The 16,139-nt window shown below is 54.3% G+C and carries 15 protein-coding genes, 2 tRNA genes and 1 other RNA gene; all 18 read left to right on the forward strand.

Going from position 1 to position 16,139, the window contains the following annotated elements:
* Positions 1–29 precede the first annotated feature (29 nt).
* On the forward strand, positions 30–1,454 hold the full coding sequence (locus tag PHO67_06065; protein ID MDD5546701.1) for a 4Fe-4S binding protein: 1,425 nt from the start codon (positions 30–32) through the stop codon (positions 1,452–1,454).
* Between the two features lie 116 nt (positions 1,455–1,570).
* Positions 1,571–1,647, forward strand: a tRNA-Ile gene (locus PHO67_06070).
* 22 nt (positions 1,648–1,669) lie between these two features.
* Positions 1,670–1,746 (forward strand) — tRNA-Val (locus PHO67_06075).
* A 30-nt stretch (positions 1,747–1,776) separates the two neighbouring features.
* Entirely contained in the window at positions 1,777–2,508 is a 732-nt protein-coding gene (locus PHO67_06080; GenBank protein ID MDD5546702.1) for a C4-type zinc ribbon domain-containing protein, read from the forward strand.
* Entirely contained in the window at positions 2,501–2,914 is a 414-nt protein-coding gene (locus PHO67_06085; protein ID MDD5546703.1) for a ribonuclease HI family protein, read from the forward strand. The genes PHO67_06080 and PHO67_06085 overlap by 8 nt, the downstream gene beginning before the upstream one ends.
* Positions 2,915–2,925: 11 nt before the next feature.
* Positions 2,926–3,281: RNase P RNA component class A (gene rnpB, locus PHO67_06090), an RNA gene on the forward strand.
* Positions 3,282–3,301: 20 nt separating this feature from the next.
* A complete protein-coding gene (locus PHO67_06095; protein ID MDD5546704.1) occupies positions 3,302–3,673 on the forward strand; it encodes a PilZ domain-containing protein in 372 nt (123 codons plus the stop codon).
* Between the two features lie 21 nt (positions 3,674–3,694).
* Entirely contained in the window at positions 3,695–4,792 is a 1,098-nt protein-coding gene (locus PHO67_06100) for a PilT/PilU family type 4a pilus ATPase (GenBank protein MDD5546705.1), read from the forward strand.
* A 279-nt stretch (positions 4,793–5,071) separates the two neighbouring features.
* The gene (mraZ, locus tag PHO67_06105) at positions 5,072–5,521 is read left to right on the forward strand and encodes a division/cell wall cluster transcriptional repressor MraZ (protein ID MDD5546706.1); all 450 of its coding nucleotides are present in this window, start codon (positions 5,072–5,074) and stop codon (positions 5,519–5,521) included.
* Positions 5,522–5,539: 18 nt separating this feature from the next.
* Complete coding sequence (gene rsmH / locus PHO67_06110) at positions 5,540–6,424, forward strand: 16S rRNA (cytosine(1402)-N(4))-methyltransferase RsmH (protein ID MDD5546707.1); 885 nt, start codon at positions 5,540–5,542, stop codon at positions 6,422–6,424.
* 8 nt (positions 6,425–6,432) lie between these two features.
* Positions 6,433–6,822, forward strand: coding sequence for a hypothetical protein (locus PHO67_06115; protein ID MDD5546708.1), 390 nt, complete (start codon positions 6,433–6,435; stop codon positions 6,820–6,822).
* 53 nt (positions 6,823–6,875) lie between these two features.
* Positions 6,876–8,603 carry a penicillin-binding transpeptidase domain-containing protein gene (locus PHO67_06120; protein MDD5546709.1) on the forward strand — a complete coding sequence of 576 codons (1,728 nt, stop codon included), beginning with the start codon at positions 6,876–6,878 and terminating at the stop codon, positions 8,601–8,603.
* Entirely contained in the window at positions 8,603–10,069 is a 1,467-nt protein-coding gene (locus tag PHO67_06125; GenBank protein MDD5546710.1) for a UDP-N-acetylmuramoyl-L-alanyl-D-glutamate--2,6-diaminopimelate ligase, read from the forward strand. Before PHO67_06120 ends, PHO67_06125 begins: the two co-directional genes overlap by 1 nt.
* The gene (locus PHO67_06130) at positions 10,045–11,415 is read left to right on the forward strand and encodes a UDP-N-acetylmuramoyl-tripeptide--D-alanyl-D-alanine ligase (protein MDD5546711.1); all 1,371 of its coding nucleotides are present in this window, start codon (positions 10,045–10,047) and stop codon (positions 11,413–11,415) included. Before PHO67_06125 ends, PHO67_06130 begins: the two co-directional genes overlap by 25 nt.
* On the forward strand, positions 11,388–12,479 hold the full coding sequence (gene mraY / locus PHO67_06135; GenBank protein MDD5546712.1) for a phospho-N-acetylmuramoyl-pentapeptide-transferase: 1,092 nt from the start codon (positions 11,388–11,390) through the stop codon (positions 12,477–12,479). The genes PHO67_06130 and mraY overlap by 28 nt, the downstream gene beginning before the upstream one ends.
* A complete protein-coding gene (gene murD, locus PHO67_06140; GenBank protein MDD5546713.1) occupies positions 12,476–13,834 on the forward strand; it encodes a UDP-N-acetylmuramoyl-L-alanine--D-glutamate ligase in 1,359 nt (452 codons plus the stop codon). The genes mraY and murD overlap by 4 nt, the downstream gene beginning before the upstream one ends.
* 33 nt (positions 13,835–13,867) lie before the next feature.
* Positions 13,868–14,947 (forward strand): putative lipid II flippase FtsW, encoded by a 1,080-nt coding sequence (gene ftsW, locus PHO67_06145; protein MDD5546714.1) that lies wholly within the window; start codon positions 13,868–13,870, stop codon positions 14,945–14,947.
* A 3-nt stretch (positions 14,948–14,950) separates the two neighbouring features.
* On the forward strand, positions 14,951–16,057 hold the full coding sequence (gene murG, locus PHO67_06150) for an undecaprenyldiphospho-muramoylpentapeptide beta-N-acetylglucosaminyltransferase (protein MDD5546715.1): 1,107 nt from the start codon (positions 14,951–14,953) through the stop codon (positions 16,055–16,057).
* The last annotated feature ends 82 nt before the right edge of the window (positions 16,058–16,139 follow it).

Here is a 16,139-nt window from a genome sequence, read left to right on the forward strand (position 1 = left end):
TAGTAGCAATTGTTAAACTTGTGCCTGGCATGAAAACGAAAAGATGGGTAATTCTGCGCAGGACATCGCAGGCGGTTTTTTTCCTTTTTTTCGTCTACGTACTGTGGTCGACGACATATCCGCTTAACGGCCCGGTCTCTCCCCGGCTGTTATTTAAGATCGATCCCCTCATCATAATATTCACTTCGGTAAGCGGAAGGGTTCTACTTCCGGGCCTTTTATTTGCCGCCGCGATGCTCGCGCTTACGCTGGTATTCGGGAGGTTCTTCTGCGGATGGCTGTGCCCGCTGGGCTCGACGATAGACCTCGTTGGTTGGCTACGCAGAAAAGGCTGTTTGAAAAGGGAAGAGAAAGATGCGGTCAACGCGAAAGCCCGAAAACCAAAATTCTTTATCCTTGCCGCGATAGCGGTATCCGCGGCGGCGGGTCTTCAACTGGCATGGGTATTCGACCCGCTGGTCATATTTGCGAGGTTCGTCTCGCTTAACCTCATCCCCATCGTCACACCGGGTATAAACCCGCATTTCTTCTCGCATTCTTTTCCCATTTTTATGTATTTCGCCGTAATATGCGGGCTGGCGCTTTTTATACCGCGCCTGTGGTGCAGGTCGTTTTGCCCCCTGGGCGCCATATATGCGCTTACCGCGAAAGCGGCCCTATTGGGGCGGACGGTCAAAGAATGCAAGAACTGCAAAAAATGCAAGAGCGGCTGCCGGATGGGCGCCATAAGGGACGATTCGAGTTATTCGAAGGGCGAGTGCGTCCTTTGTATGGATTGCATCTACGATTGCCCTGCGAATACCACCCGCTTCGAATGGCCGGCCGGAAATAAGATCTGTCCCGCAGCCGGGCCGGCGGAAAAAGAGGGGATAACCAGGCGGGATTTCCTGCTCCTGTCGTCATTGGCCGTATCTTCCTTGGGTTTTAAGTTCGACATGCTGCGTTCCGGGAGAGAGAGGAAAGTGATAAGGCCGCCTGCCGCGCTGGAAGAGAGCGAATTCATAGACCGCTGCGTTAGGTGCGGCAACTGCATGAAGGTCTGCCCGACGAACGGCCTCCAGCCGGTCTCATTCCAATCGGGCATAGAGGGCGTCTGGACGCCGCAGCTCGTCCCTGAGATAGGATATTGCGAATACAATTGCACGCTTTGCGGCAGGACCTGCCCGACCGGGGCGATACGCGGGGTCTCATTGGAGGTAAAGCATGAGACGCGGTTAGGGCTCGCGGCGGTCGACCGTTCGATATGCATCGCCTGGGCCGAGAACAAACAATGCGTCGTCTGCGAGGAGCATTGCCCGGTGGCCGAAAAGGCCATAAAATTAAAGAGGGACACTATAAACGGCGTCGAAGTATTAAGGCCGCTTGTCGACGGGAACCTTTGCGTAGGATGCGGGGCATGCCAGAACAAATGCCCCACGCGCCCGGTCCGGGCGATAAGGGTCACGCCGTTTTAAGGCCGCATTTTGAGCTTGCTAAAACCCCCCCAAAATAGTATCATAGTTATTTACTTTTCGTGAATCTACCGGGGCCATCCCGCGCTTCGCTGGGATTGGGCCAGGGTGTATTATAAGGGCCCATAGCTCAGTTGGTTAGAGCAGCTGACTCATAATCAGCGGGTCATAGGTTCAAGTCCTATTGGGCCCACCATTTTCACCAGTGAGCTAAAGACGGGCGATTGGCTCAGTTGGTTAGAGCGCCACATTCACATTGTGGAGGTCAAAGGTTCGAATCCTTTATCGCCCACCATAGCCATTTTACCGAACGCAGAAAGGCCGTATGCAGAAGGTAAACGTCGAAGAACAGCTTGCGCATCTTATCAAATTGCAGGCCCTCGACAGCAGGCTTTACAACCTGCGCAGGGACAGGAAGGCCAAGCCGAAATTGATACAGGACCTTGAGGTCCGCCGCAACGAGGAGCAGGCCGCGGTAAAGGCGATCGAGGAGAAGATAAAGGACAACCAGGTGAAACGCAAACAGCGTGAGCTCGACCTCTCGACGAAAGAAGAAGGCATTAAGAAGCTGCAGGCCCAGCTCTACCAGCTAAAGACCAACAAAGAATACCAGACGATGCAGCATGAGATCGAAGGGCAGAAGGCCGACAACTCGCGCATCGAGGACGAGATACTGGTATTTATGGAAGAGGCGGAGAACCTGAACAAGGACCTCGGGAAAGAAAAAACGCTCTTTGCCGAGGCCGAGAAACACCTGAACGAGGACAAGAAGACGATAGAAGCGGAGATCGTTTCGCTCGACGGCGAGATCTCAACTCTCGAGACGCAGCGCAAGGATATAACCGCGCTGGTCGACAAGAAGGTCCTCGCCCACTATGAGAAGGTCCTCTCCGGCAGGGACGGCGTCGCGCTCTCCGCGGTGAAGGGGAAGTCGTGCCAGGGCTGTTTCATGAACCTCCCGCCCCAGGTCATAAACGAGATAAAGATGAAGGACAAGATAGTGACCTGCGAGAGCTGCGCGCGGATCCTTTATATCGAGAACGAGGCAGATGCGTAAACGGCTGACCATATTCACGGACGGGGCTTGCCACGGAAACCCCGGGCCGTCCGGCGTGGGAGCAGTAATCCTCAACGATAAAGGCGAGACGGTAAAGAATATCTCGGAATATATCGGCGAGACGACGAATAACGTCGCGGAATATATGGCGCTGATATACGGCCTCCAGCAGGCCTTGATTTTGAGGGCCGACGAGGTTATAATTAATACGGACTCCGAGCTTCTCGCGAAGCAGTTGAAGAAGGAATATAAGATAAAAGACGGTGACCTCAAGATATTGTACAGGCAAGTAGGCCACCTTCTCGGTGGATTCAAGAAAGTTGAAATAAACCATATTGACCGCTCCGGGAACAAGGGGGCGGATAAGCTGGCGAATAAGGCGGTAGGGCAGGAATCGCTCTTTTAGAATAACGGATTTGGGCAAGCCGGATGGCCGCTCCCGGAAACGGGGGAGGAAAGTCCGAGCTCCATAGAGCAGCGTAGCGGGTAATACCCGTCGTCCGTAAGGGCAGGATTAGAGCCACAGTGACGAACAATCCCAGGCGGGAGGCCTGACGGCCTCAACGCCGGGAAGAAGTGAAACGCGGCAATCTCTACGCGGAGCAAGGCCAAATAGGCGCATCTTTCGGGGTTGCTCGCCCCGGTCCCCGCAAGGGGTGGATGCGCGGGTTGGCTGCATGATCCCGCAGGTAACTGCGGGGCTAGATGGATGGCCACCGTCCCTGCGTTAGAACGCAGGGAGACAAAACTCGGCTTACAGGCTTGCCCGATTTTTTTTAAAAAGGAAATGCCGATGGGGATGGAAAGCCGCGCCGGCGCGCGCGTAAGCATAAACGCGACTCTCACGGTCGATGTGGATACGGGAGGGAAGGGGAATATCAGGTTCCTCCGCGAGCCACAGAAAGCCGTGATAGCAGATATAAGCGCCGTCGGCATCGGGGCGGTCTCCCCGATATTCATTCCCAAGGGCGCCGCGTTGACGATCGACATGGACGCCCCGGCATTCATGACCGAGAAACCCGCCAGGATAAAAGGCGAGGTATGTTATTGCCGTCCAGCGAAAGACGGCAAGTACCGGCTGGGCATAAAGTTCGTTGATATAGATAAGGCGTTCCTCGACAAGATAAAAGAATACGTCGAGAAGAACAAAGACAAGGCCGTTTAGGATATTTTATCCAGGGGTTATATGGATATAAAGACAATCTTCAGGTCGATGGTCGATACCGGGGCTTCCGATATCTTTCTCAAGGTCGGGAGCCCGATTAATTTCAGGATAGACGGCCTGCTTAAGCCCCAGGGCCAGGACCCCCTCGCCGAAAAAGATATACGCAAGATGATTGACGATGTATTGAATGAAGGCCAGAAGAAGGCCTTCGAGGACGATCGCGAGATAGATTTCGCGTTGAACGTTGATGGGATCGGCAGGTTCAGGGGCAGCGTATTCCACCAGGACGGGAAGCCTGGCGCGGTCTTCCGTTTTATCAAGGGCAAGATACTTTCGTTCGATGAATTGAACCTTCCCTCAAAAGTCCTGACGAAACTTTCGGTCGAGAAGCGCGGGTTGATCCTCGTGACCGGCGCCACCGGGAGCGGCAAGTCGACCACCATTGCGAGCATCATAGAATATATCAACCAGAACCTTCCAAGCCATGTCGTCACCATCGAAGACCCGATCGAGTTCACGTTTGCCGACAAGAGATCGTTAGTAGAGCAGAGGGAGCTTGGCATCGATACGCCGTCATATCTAGACGCGCTTAAACATGTCATGTACCAGAGCCCGGACGTCATATTTATAGGCAATATCCGCGACCAGGAGACGATGACCGCGGCGATGAACGCGGCCGAGACCGGGCAGCTGGTCGTATCGACGATACATTCGGTAAACGCGACCCAGACAGTCGAAAGAGTGGTCAATTTTTATCCGCCTTACCAGCACGAAGAGATAAGGATGCAGTTGTCGCTGCTCCTTAAGGGCATCATCGCGCAGAGGCTCATCCCTATCAAGGAAGGAAAGGGCAGGATCCCCGCCTGCGAGATAATGCTTCTTACCCCCACGATCTCCTCTCTCATAAGGGAAGGAAAGACGAACGAACTCCTGCAATATATCGAGGAGGGCAACCTCTTCGGGATGCAGACGTTCGACCAGTGCCTCGCCAGGTTCTGCCTCGAGAAGAAGATCTCCGTAGAGGACGCCAGGAGGTTCTGCGATTCCGAAGCTATCCTCGAGCTCGCCCTCAAAGGCATCAAACGCACCGAACGCGGCACCCCCTTTTCCGGACGCTAAATCCCACCAATTTAATCCAAAAATAATATTCCTTCATTAGCCATTAGTCTGCCGCAAATTTTCCCTTGACAAGGGTGGAGGGAGGGTATATACTTTGTATCGTTAGGTGGAGTAAAGTGGTTCAAAGTGGAGGATAAGGTTGTGGATTCCAAATTCGCCTTTGTCGGGGAGCCCTCGTGAGAGGGAAAGGCAAAGAGAAAAAGGTCCAGCCGGTCCTTTTTAAGATTTCGGGATCCACAACCTTTAATTTCTTTATAAGCGGTTACGGGGGGACGGCAGATGTTCTACGGCGAATACGAACATACTATCGACAGGAAGGGGAGGATCATCATACCCTCCAAGTTCCGCGACGTGTTCAAGGAACAGTTCGCCGAGAAGTTCTACGTCACCCGCGGGCTCGACAAGTGCCTCTTCGTATTCACCGAGGAGGAGTGGAAGACCCAGGAACAAAAATTCAAATCGATGTCGTTCACAAAGGCGGTCTCGAGAACATTCAACCGCCTGTTTTTTTCGGGCGCGGCCGACATCACCTGCGACAAACAGGGGAGGATCCTTCTCCCGCAATACCTCAAAGAATATGCCGGGATAAAACGGGACGTCATGATAATCGGCGTCTCGAACAGGATAGAGATATGGTCGAAGGAGGAGTGGCGCAAGTACTACGAGGGCGCCGCGCCGTCGTTCGAAAAGACCGCTGAGAATTTGCTGGACTTGGAAGAGAAAGGCTAAGCAATTAGCGGGGAGATAATACATAAGCCCGTTCTTTTAAAAGAAGTTGTTGAGGCGCTCGCGCCGGCGCCGGGCAAGACGATAGTCGATTGCACGCTCGGGCTCGGCGGCCATGCCGAGGCGATACTGGAAAAGATATTACCCGGCGGCAGGCTGGTCGGGATAGACCGGGACGGCGAAGCGCTTGAGATCGCCAAGGAGAGATTAAGGAGGTTCGGGGAGACGAACATCCTTTTAGTGCAGGGTAGTTTCGGTGAGTTGAAAGCGATCTTTGAAAAATCGAATATCGAAAGAGCCGACGGTTTCTTATTCGATCTCGGCGTCTCTTCGATGCAGTTCGACAAGGCCGAAAGGGGATTCAGCTTCCGTTACGACGCTCCGCTGGATATGCGGATGGACAAGGGGGCTGAATTGACGGCGGAAGAAATGGTTAACAGCTACCCTGAAGCCGATCTGAGCCGGATCATATATGAGTACGGCGAGGAGCGGTTCAGCCGCAGGATAGTTAAAGCTATCGTCGAACGGCGGAAGGAGGGCCGGATCGATACGACGGCCAAGCTTGTTGATGTCATCATGCGCGCTGTCCCGTATCAGGGCAAACACGGGAGGGTGCACCCGGCGACGAGGACTTTCCAGGCGCTAAGGATAGCGGTCAATGACGAATTGAACATCCTCGGGAAGGCGCTGGATGACGCGATAGGGCTGCTGGTTTCCTCAGGAGTGATATGCGTCATTTCGTATCATTCGCTCGAGGACAGGATCGTAAAGAACAAGTTTAAAGAAGCCAAGGCGAATAAGGTTTTGGATATTCTTTACAAGAAGCCACTGACCCCCGGGGACGGGGAGATCGGGGAGAATCCGAGGTCGCGGAGCGCGAAGCTGCGGGCCGCGAGAAGGGTTTAGGGTTTTAGATGAGCACATACAAATTTTTGTCGACAACAGTTATAGTGACCATGGTCGCGCTGGTGTATGTCTTCCAGCAAACGGCCCTGGTGCGCCTTAGCTACGATATAAAGGCCAAGGATAAGATGTATTCCGACCTCCTTGACCGCAGTAAGATATTGCTATATAATGTAAGGCAGCTGGAATCCCCGGCGAGGCTCGAGCGGACGCTGCTCGCGAAACAACAGATGAAGTTTGAGATCCCGTCCAGGGAACGCGTGATCCTCGTCTCGTCAGGGACAGGGGAGACCGGCGTGAAAGATATCACACGCACCGCGGGTTTCTTCGGAAAGATGCGCCAGACGGCCGCCAGCCTCTTCGCTTTAGGCCCGGAAGCGCAGGCAAATTTAGCTAAATAGTCGTAGTTTCTACATACCCATAGTTTTCCGCCGAAAACAAGGGTAGGATACAAGTGTATACAAGAGCCCACAAGACCCGCCTCAACGCGGTATTTTCTTTTTTTATAATTTTATTAAGCATTCTTTTAATCCGCGTTTTATACCTTCAACTCGCCAGGTCCTACAACCTCACTCTCCTAGCCAAAAAACAGCACACTGCGCTAATAGAACTCCAGCCTACCCGAGGCACTATCTTCGACAGGAACATGAGGCCGTTGGCCGTCTCGCTCAACATGGAATCTGTCTTCGCGGACAACAGGGTGATAGCGGATAAGAAGGCCGCTGCGAAAAAGCTCGCATCGGCGATGGGCCTGAGCGAGCAGTACGTCTACCAGCGGATAAACAGGGACAAGGGTTTCGTCTGGATCAAGCGCAAATTAAGCCCCGCCGAATCAGCCAGGGTAAAAGCGCTCAAGATAAAAGGCATAGATTTCCTGAAAGAGTCGAAGAGGGTATACCCCAACAATTCCCTCGCCAGCCAGATAGTCGGCTATGCCGGCACCGACAACAAAGGCCTCGAGGGGCTCGAACTCAAAAACGACGGGTACCTGAAAGGCTCGCCCGGATACAGGGCCACTTACAGGGACGCCCGCCGCCGCGAGATAGCGTCATTCGAATACGAATATTACCCCGCGGCAGACGGCCTCGACCTTGTCCTCACAATAGACGACATAATACAGCATATCGCCGAGCGGGAGCTCGACTGGGCCGTTAAGAAATTCCACCCGATAGGCGCGTGCATAATCGTCATGGACCCTAATAACGGCGACATCCTCGCGATGTCGAGCAGACCCACCTACGACCTTAACGCTTTCCAGCGCGCAAGCGCGGAGAGCAGGCGCAACCGGGCCGTCACCGATATGTATGAGCCCGGTTCGATATTCAAGATAGTCACGGCATCGGCGGCGCTTGAGGAGAAGAAGGTCGGCCTCAAGGACAGGTTCTTCTGCGAGAACGGCGCCTGGAGCCACGGCGGCGGAAAGGTGCTGCACGACCACACCGGGCACGGTTGGCTCACCTTCAGGGAGGTCATCGAGAAGTCATCCAACATCGGGACGGTCAAGGTAGCTTTAAAGCTCGGGGGGAATAACCTTTATACATACGTCAGGAAATTCGGGTTCGGCGATATGACCGGTATCGACCTGCCCGGCGAAGTCCCGGGATTCATACGCCCGCCTTCCAAATGGTCCGGTACGTCGATCTATGCTATTCCGATGGGCCAGGAGGTAAGCGTCTCCGCGTTACAGATGGGATGCGCCATCTCGGTCATCGCCAACGGCGGAAAGCTCGTGAAGCCGCGCGTGATCCAGGCGATACAGGACAAGCACGGCGAGATAATAAAAGAATTTCCTACGGTCGTCGTAAGGGAGACGCTCTCGGAGGGCACGGCCGCGACGATGAGGGATATATTAAGCGGCGTCGTAGCCGACGGGACCGGCAAGCTCGCGCAAGTAGAGGGTTATGATGTCGCCGGAAAGACCGGGACCTCCCAGAAGATCGAGAACGGCGCATATTCCCATTCGAAATTCATAGGCTCATTCGTCGGGTTCGCCCCGGTAAAAGACCCGAAGATCGTGGTCGTTGTGATGCTCGACCAGCCGCATCCGCAGTATTACGGAGGCGTGGTCGCCGCGCCGGTCTTCAGCAAGGTCGTGAAAGACACTTTAAGGTATATGGAGATAAAGCCGCAGAACATAACCGAAGTCAAGAGGCCGGTTGAACTCCAGAGTGTAGAGGATTGATGAAACTAAAAGACCTGTTAAAAGATGTGGAATATAAGGTGCAGTCTGAGTTCCCGCGCGGCCTCGATATCGATATTAAAGGGGTCTCCAGCGATTCCAAGACTATAGGGAAAGACTGCCTTTTTATCGCGGTCTCCGGCACGAACTTCGACGGCCATAAGTTCGCGAATGAGGCCGCTGACAAAGGCGCCTCTGCCGTCGTCCTGGAAAAAGATACGGCGCTTCCCGAGGGTGTCGCGAGGATATTCGTAAGGGATTCGAGGGCCGCGGCGCCGAAGATAGCCAATAATTTCTTCGGCAGGCCTATCGAGAAACTGACCTGCATCGGGATAACCGGCACAAACGGCAAGACGACGATATCGTATCTGATGGATTCCATCGTTTCGGCCGCGGGCCACAAGGCCGGCATCATAGGGACTATAAGTTACAGGATAGGAAAGCGCCTCATACCCGCGACGAACACAACGCCCGGGCCTGTCGAACTCTACGGTTTCATGGGCGAGATGGCAAGGAACGGCAGCGATCACCTCGTGATGGAGGTCTCGTCGCACGCCCTCGACCAGAACAGGGTAGGCGGCATAGATTTCTCCGCGGCTATATTCACTAACCTTACCGGAGACCACCTTGATTACCATAAGACGTTCGACGGATATTTCAGGGCGAAGTCCCGCCTCTTTGAAGGGCTTAAGGACTGCGCGTATGCCGTGATAAACATAGACGATGAGTGGGGCAAAAAACTGGTCAAGGTCTCAAAAGGGAAGGTCGTGACATACGGGACGAAACTCGTCGCCGATTATCTCGCTTCCGATATAAAGCTTTCGCTGGACGGGACGAGGTTCGCGGTCAATTCGCCGAAAGGGGACCTGAAGGTGGATTCGAAACTTATCGGCCTGCACAACGTCTATAATATGACCGCCGCTGCCGCCTGCGGCATGAGCCTCGGTTTTTCCTCCGGCGAGGTAAAGCGTGGGTTAGAGAACCTCACGACCATCCCTGGCAGGCTCGAGCCGGTCGACTGCGGCCAGCCTTTCAAGATATTTGTGGATTACGCGCATACGGACGATGCGTTATTCAATGTCCTCTCCGCGTTAAAACCCCTTATCGGCAAGAAGATAATCGTGGTATTCGGCTGCGGCGGGGACCGCGACAGGACGAAACGCCCGCGGATGGGTAAGGTGGCGAGCGAGATGGCGGATCTCGTCATCGTGACATCCGATAACCCGCGCAGCGAAGAGCCGGAGGCGATAATTGCCGAGATAACCGCCGGGATATCAAAGAAGAATTACAAAGCGGTAACGGACAGGTCGAAAGCCATAGAGGAGGCGCTTTCCGCGGCAAGGGAAGGGGATTGCGTCCTTATAGCCGGCAAAGGCCATGAGACTTACCAGGTATTGAAGAATACGACCGTGGCGTTCGATGACAGGGAGATCGCGAAAAAGATTTGTATAACACAAAAGATATCTTAGAGGCGACAGGCGGGCAATCGATGAACAGCGGCCATAAGGGCGTGTTTTCGCATATCTCGACCGACACGAGGAAGATAGAAAAGGGTTCGCTCTTCATAGCGGTAAAAGGGCCTAACTTTGACGGCCATGATTTCATAGGTGAAGCCGCCAGGAAGGGAGCCGCCGGGGCGGTGGTAAGCCGCGATGTGCCCTCCCCTGAAGCCGGTTTCTCGGTAATACTCGTAAAGGATACCGTCAAGGCGTTGGGCGGTATCGCGAAGTTCCACCGCAGCAGGTTCGATATCCCGGTGATCGCGCTGACCGGCTCGAACGGGAAGACGACCACGAAGGATATGCTGGCGCTTATCCTGTCCGCCAAATACAAAGTCCTGAAGAACGAAGGGACGGAGAACAATTTCATCGGCGTCCCCCTTACGCTTCTGAAATTGAACGAGAGGGATGAGATAGCGGTGATAGAGCTGGGGACGAACCACCCGGGGGAGATAGGATACCTGGCCGACATCATCCAGCCGAATTGCGGGATGATATTGAATGCGGGGCCGTCGCATCTGGAATTCTTCGGTTCGGTAGATAACGTCAGGAAGGAGAAGCTCGACCTTATAAAAAGGGTCGGAGAGGCCGGCTCGGCTGTGGTCAATGGTGATGACGAAATGCTCGTCATCACCACCAGGAAGATGTGCGATGAGGTCGTGACCTTCGGTTTCAACGAGGATTGCGATTTCACGGCCGGGAACGTCCGGGAGAGCGGCTGCGGGATAAATTTCGCGCTCAACGATACGTATCTCGTAAAACTCAGGATGCTCGGCAGGCATAACGTCCAGAACGCGTCCGCTGCGATCGCAGCGGCCTCGTTATACGGGATAGAGACGAAGTCCGCGGTAAAGGCTCTTGAGGATTTCGCCCTGCCGAAGCTCAGGATGGAATACGGGAAATGCGAGGGTATAGATTTCATATTCGACTGTTATAATTCCAACCCCGCTTCGTTGAATAGCGCCATCGTGACGCTGCGGGATATGGAGCCGTATAAGAGGAAGGTGCTCGTGGCCGGAGACATGCTCGAGCTGGGCGAAGCCGGGCCGGAGCTCCATCGCGAGGCCGGCAGGTTCGCGGCAAAGTCCAAGATAAACCTTTTAGTGAGTGTGGGCACGCTCTCCGGGTATATCCTGGAGGGCGCACAGGAGGAGGGCATCGGCGGTATGTCCCTCCTCCGTTTTGCCAATTCGGTAGAGGCCGCGAAGGCCTTGAAAAATATATTGAAACAAGGGGATCTGGTGCTGGTCAAAGGTTCGCGCGGCATGAAAATGGAGGAGATCAAAAAGTGTTTTACCACCTGCTCTACCCGCTGAAAGACCTGTTCTTCGGTTTCAACGTATTCAAGTACATCACTTTCCGCGCCGCCGCCGCAGCTATCACCTCATTCCTCATCTGCATGGTAGTGGGGCCGTTCATCATCGAAAAGCTCCGCGAATTCAAGATAGGGCAGGTAGTCCGCACTCCTGACGACGCCAAGGGAATTTACGAGATGCATAAGAGCAAGGCCGGGACGCCGACAATGGGCGGGCTCCTGATAGTCACCGCCGTGGTCCTCTCGACGCTGCTCTGGGGCGACCTGACGAACAAGTACGTCCTCCTGTCGCTCGTGTCGATGATCTGGCTTTGCGTCGTCGGTTTCCTCGACGATTACCTTAAATTAAGGCTGATGAAGTCCAAGGGGCTTACCGCGAGGTCGAAGTTCATAGGCCAGATAATGCTCGGTTTCCTGATAGGGCTTTACGTATATTGTGACCCGCATATCAGCAAGAACCTCGATGTGCCGTTCCTGAAGAACGCGGCGGTAAACCTCGGCATATTCTATATATTGTTTACCACGGTGGTCATAGTCGGCGCCTCGAACGCGGTCAACCTGACCGACGGGCTTGACGGGCTCGCGGTAGGCTGCACCGTGATAGTCGCGCTCACCTATACCGTTTTTAGCTATATCACAGGCAACGCCAAGATAAGCGAATACCTTAATATCATGTTCATTCCCGGCGCCGGCGAATTGACCGTCTTCTGCGCGGCGATACTCGGGGCCGGACTGGGTTTTCTCTGGTTCAATTCGTTCCCGGCGACGGTCTTCATGGGGGATACCGGCTCGCTGGCGCTCGGCGGGGCTATAGGCATCGTGGCGACGTTCACAAAGAAGGAACTGCTCCTCCTTGTCGTGGGAGGGATATTCGTATTTGAGGCGCTTTCGGTCATCCTCCAGGTCGCGTCGTTCAAACTGCTCAAGAAGAGGATATTCCTCATGGCGCCGATACACCATCATTTCCAGATGAAGGGGTGGTCGGAGACTAAAGTGGTCATAAGGTTCTGGATAATAGGTATAATACTGGCGCTCTTTAGCCTCTCGACATTAAAACTTAGATGAAGACATTCAGGGGGAAAAAAGTAACGGTGGCAGGGCTCGCGAAAAGCGGGATGGCAGCGGCATTCCTGCTCAAGTCGCTCGGCGCGAAAGTCTGGGCCACCGATTCCGGGGACTCGCAGAAATTAAGGGAAGCGAAGGGCCTACTCGAGTGGAAAGGGATAAAAGTCGAGCTCGGGCGGCATACGCCTGAATTCGTGGAAGGAAAAGACCTTATCGTGATAAGCCCGGGAGTACCTGAGGACTCGCAGGTATTGAAATGGGCGGCGGAGTATAAAGTCCCGGTAATAGGCGAAGTAGAGCTTGGCTATCTCTGCTGCAAGGCGGCTGTAGTCGCGGTCACCGGGACGAACGGGAAATCGACTACCACGACGCTGATAGGGGAGATATTAAAAAAGGGCGGCAAGCGCGCGGTCGTCTGCGGCAACATCGGGAACCCGTTCTGCGGCGAGATAGCGAAGGTCAAGAAGAACTCTGTCGTCGTCCTCGAGGTCAGCTCGTTCCAGCTCGGGAGCATAAAGACGTTCAGGCCGCACGTCGCCGTAATGTTGAATATTTCGCAGAACCATTTCGACAGGCATCCGGACCTCCGCTCTTATATCAGCGCGAAGGCGCGCATATTCGGGAACCAGGAGAAAGGGGACTGGGCGGTATTGAATTACGACGACCCGCTGGTAAGGAAGCTTAAGGAGAAGACGAAGGCGAAGGCGCTCTTATTCTCGCGGAAGAATAAGAGGACGGCGGCCTTCTTCGAGGACGGCTCGGTCTTTATCGGCCGCGGCGGGAAGGCGCAGAGAATATGCGGCGCATCGGAACTTAAGATAAAGGGGACGCATAATATCGAGAACATCCTCGCCTGCCTCTGTGTCGCCTCGATCTTCGGGATAAGCCCGAAGAAGATAAAAGAAGCGCTGGTGGGTTTCAAGGGGTTAGAGCACAGGTTCGAGCACGTTAAGACGGTCGGCGGCGTGGAGTTCATAAACGACTCCAAGGGGACTACGGTCCTGGCGACGATGATGGCGCTTGAGTCCTGCGTAAAACCGGTCATACTTATCGCCGGAGGCCACGACAAGGGAAGCGATTTCCGGAAGGCGCGCCGGGTCGTGGGCGCGAAGGTCAAGAAGCTTGTCCTGATAGGCGAGGCGAAAGAGAAGATAAGGGACCATCTTATGGGCGCGGCCCCGTATATATTCGCGGAGACGATGGAAGACGCGGTGAAGAAGTCGTTCGGCGAGGCGGAAGAAGGCGATTGCGTACTCCTTTCGCCGATGTGCGCGAGTTTCGACATGTTCAGGAATTTCGAGGAGCGGGGTCGTGTGTTCAAGGAGATAATCCGCGCGCTCAAAGAGGAGAGATAAGGCGGAGTGAGAAAACTCAGAACGCAGCTTTTCATGGTGACGGTCGTGCTTCTTGCCATCGGCGTCGTTATGGTCTATAGCGCGAGCGCGATAAACGCCCAGGAATTCCTGAAGGACAGCGCCTATTACCTTAAACGCCATCTCCTGTATCTTTTTATCGGCCTCATCGCGTCGCTGATGGTGATGTCGGTGGATTACAATTCCCTGAAGAAATATGTGAAGCCGGTCCTCATCGCCACGTTCGTCCTGCTTATTCTGGTCCTGATCCCGGGGATAAGCCGCGAGATAGCCGGCGCGAGGCGCTGGTTCAGGTTCTCATTCCTGAGTTTCCAGCCGTCGCAGGTATGCAAGATCGTGATGATACTTTATCTCGCAGATTTCCTTTCGAGGAAACAGGGAGAGATAAAGAGTTTCAGGGAAGGTTTCATGCCGCCGATGATAATACTCGGCTTCAGCGTCGGGCTGATCCTGCTAGAGCCTGACCTGGGAACCGCGGTCGCTATAGGCGCCGTCTCGTTCATGATGCTCTTTGTCGCCGGGATCAAATTGAGGCACCTAGTCCCGATGCTGTTGGGCTCGATACCTATACTGGGCGCCCTCATATTCCATAAGGCCTACAGGATGAGGAGGATATTTGCTTTTTTGGATCCCTGGAAGGACCCGCAAGGCGTCGGGTTCCAGATAATCCAGTCTTATATAGCGCTCGGGTCCGGCGGCCCGTTCGGGGTCGGGCTCGGCCAGTCGCGGCAGAAATTGCTCTATCTCCCGGGGGCGCATACGGATTTCATATTTTCCATAATCGGGGAGGAACTGGGCCTCATAGGCGCCGGCGCGGTGATAATCCTCTTCGCGCTCTTCATCTGGCTGGGTTTCAGGATAGCGTTGAGGGCGAGGGACCTCTTTGGGCACCTGGTCGCGCTGGGGGTCGTCTCGATCATTGGGCTCGAGGCGGTCATCAATATCGCCGTCGCGACCGGCTCTATGCCGACTAAGGGGCTGCCGCTGCCTTTCATAAGCTACGGAGGCTCGTCGCTCGTATTCGATATGATCGGAGTGGCGCTTCTGCTCAATGTCGCCAAATACAGCGAGAGCCCTTACGAGAAGGAAGAATAATTAATGAATCCCGACCATAACGTTTATAAAAACGGGATGAAGATACTTATCGCGTGCGGAGGGACAGGCGGGCATATCTTCCCCGGGTTGAGCCTTGCCCAGGAGATAAAGGAGAGGGGCGCCGGCGAGGTCCTGCTTGTCGGGACGGACCATCCCCTTGAGATGAGGCTCTTCGGGTCGTTCGATATTCCCTACAGGCTTATGCCCGTGGCGAAACTATCTGCGAACCCGGTAAAGTTCCTGAAATTCCTCGCGCGGTTCACCTCGGCTTGCCTGAGGTCCGTCAAGTTGTTATTTGATTATAAGCCCGATATCGTGGTTGGTTTCGGCGGATACGCCTCATTCCCGATATGCAAATTCGCCGCGCTCACGGGAAAACCGCTTTTTCTGCACGAGCAGAATTGCGAAGCCGGGCTGGCGAACAGGATATTGGCGCTTCTGGCGAGGCGCGTCGCGGTGAGTTTCAAGGAGACGGAGAAGTCCTTCGGGAGGAAAGCGGTGTTTACCGGCAACCCGATACGCAAAAAACTCCTGATGACAAAAAGAGAGGATGCGCGGAGGTTTTATAAGTTCAGCCCGGACAAATTCACGGTCCTTATCCTCGGAGGAAGCCAGGGCGCTCAGAGGATAAATATGATAGTCGGTGATATGCTCGGGATATTGAGCGAAGAGGAGAAGAAACAGATAAACATACTTCATATCGCCGGCATGAAGAATATCGATGATGTGCGGAAAAAATACGAAGGGAGCGGCGTGGACGGCTGCGTATACGATTTTGTCGGGGATATAGGATACGCGTATGCGATGGCAGACCTCATCGTCTCGCGCGCCGGGGCTACGGCGCTCTTTGAGATCGCGGCCCTGGGCAAACCATCGATAATGGTCCCTTACAGGTTCGCCGGGGGGCACCAGTACCATAATGCCGCCGCGCTCGCAAAGGTTGGCGGGACTATAATTATGGAGGAACTCGGCCTCACGCCGCAGATGCTGAAGGAAAAAATATTTGAGTTGAAGGATGATAAGGAGAGGTTAAAGTCGATGTCGGACGCGGCGAAAAAATTTGCCGTTCCCGACGCGGCTAAGCGTCTTACTGATTGTATCATACCTTGAAATTTAACGTCTCGCGAAGAGCCGGTTTATGACGCAGTAGATATTAGATGAAGCGAGTAATAAATAAGGCCGAGCGAGACTT

Source organism: Candidatus Omnitrophota bacterium (assembly GCA_028716565.1).
In the GTDB taxonomy this organism is placed as follows: Bacteria; Omnitrophota; Gorgyraeia; order Pluralincolimonadales; family Pluralincolimonadaceae; genus Pluralincolimonas.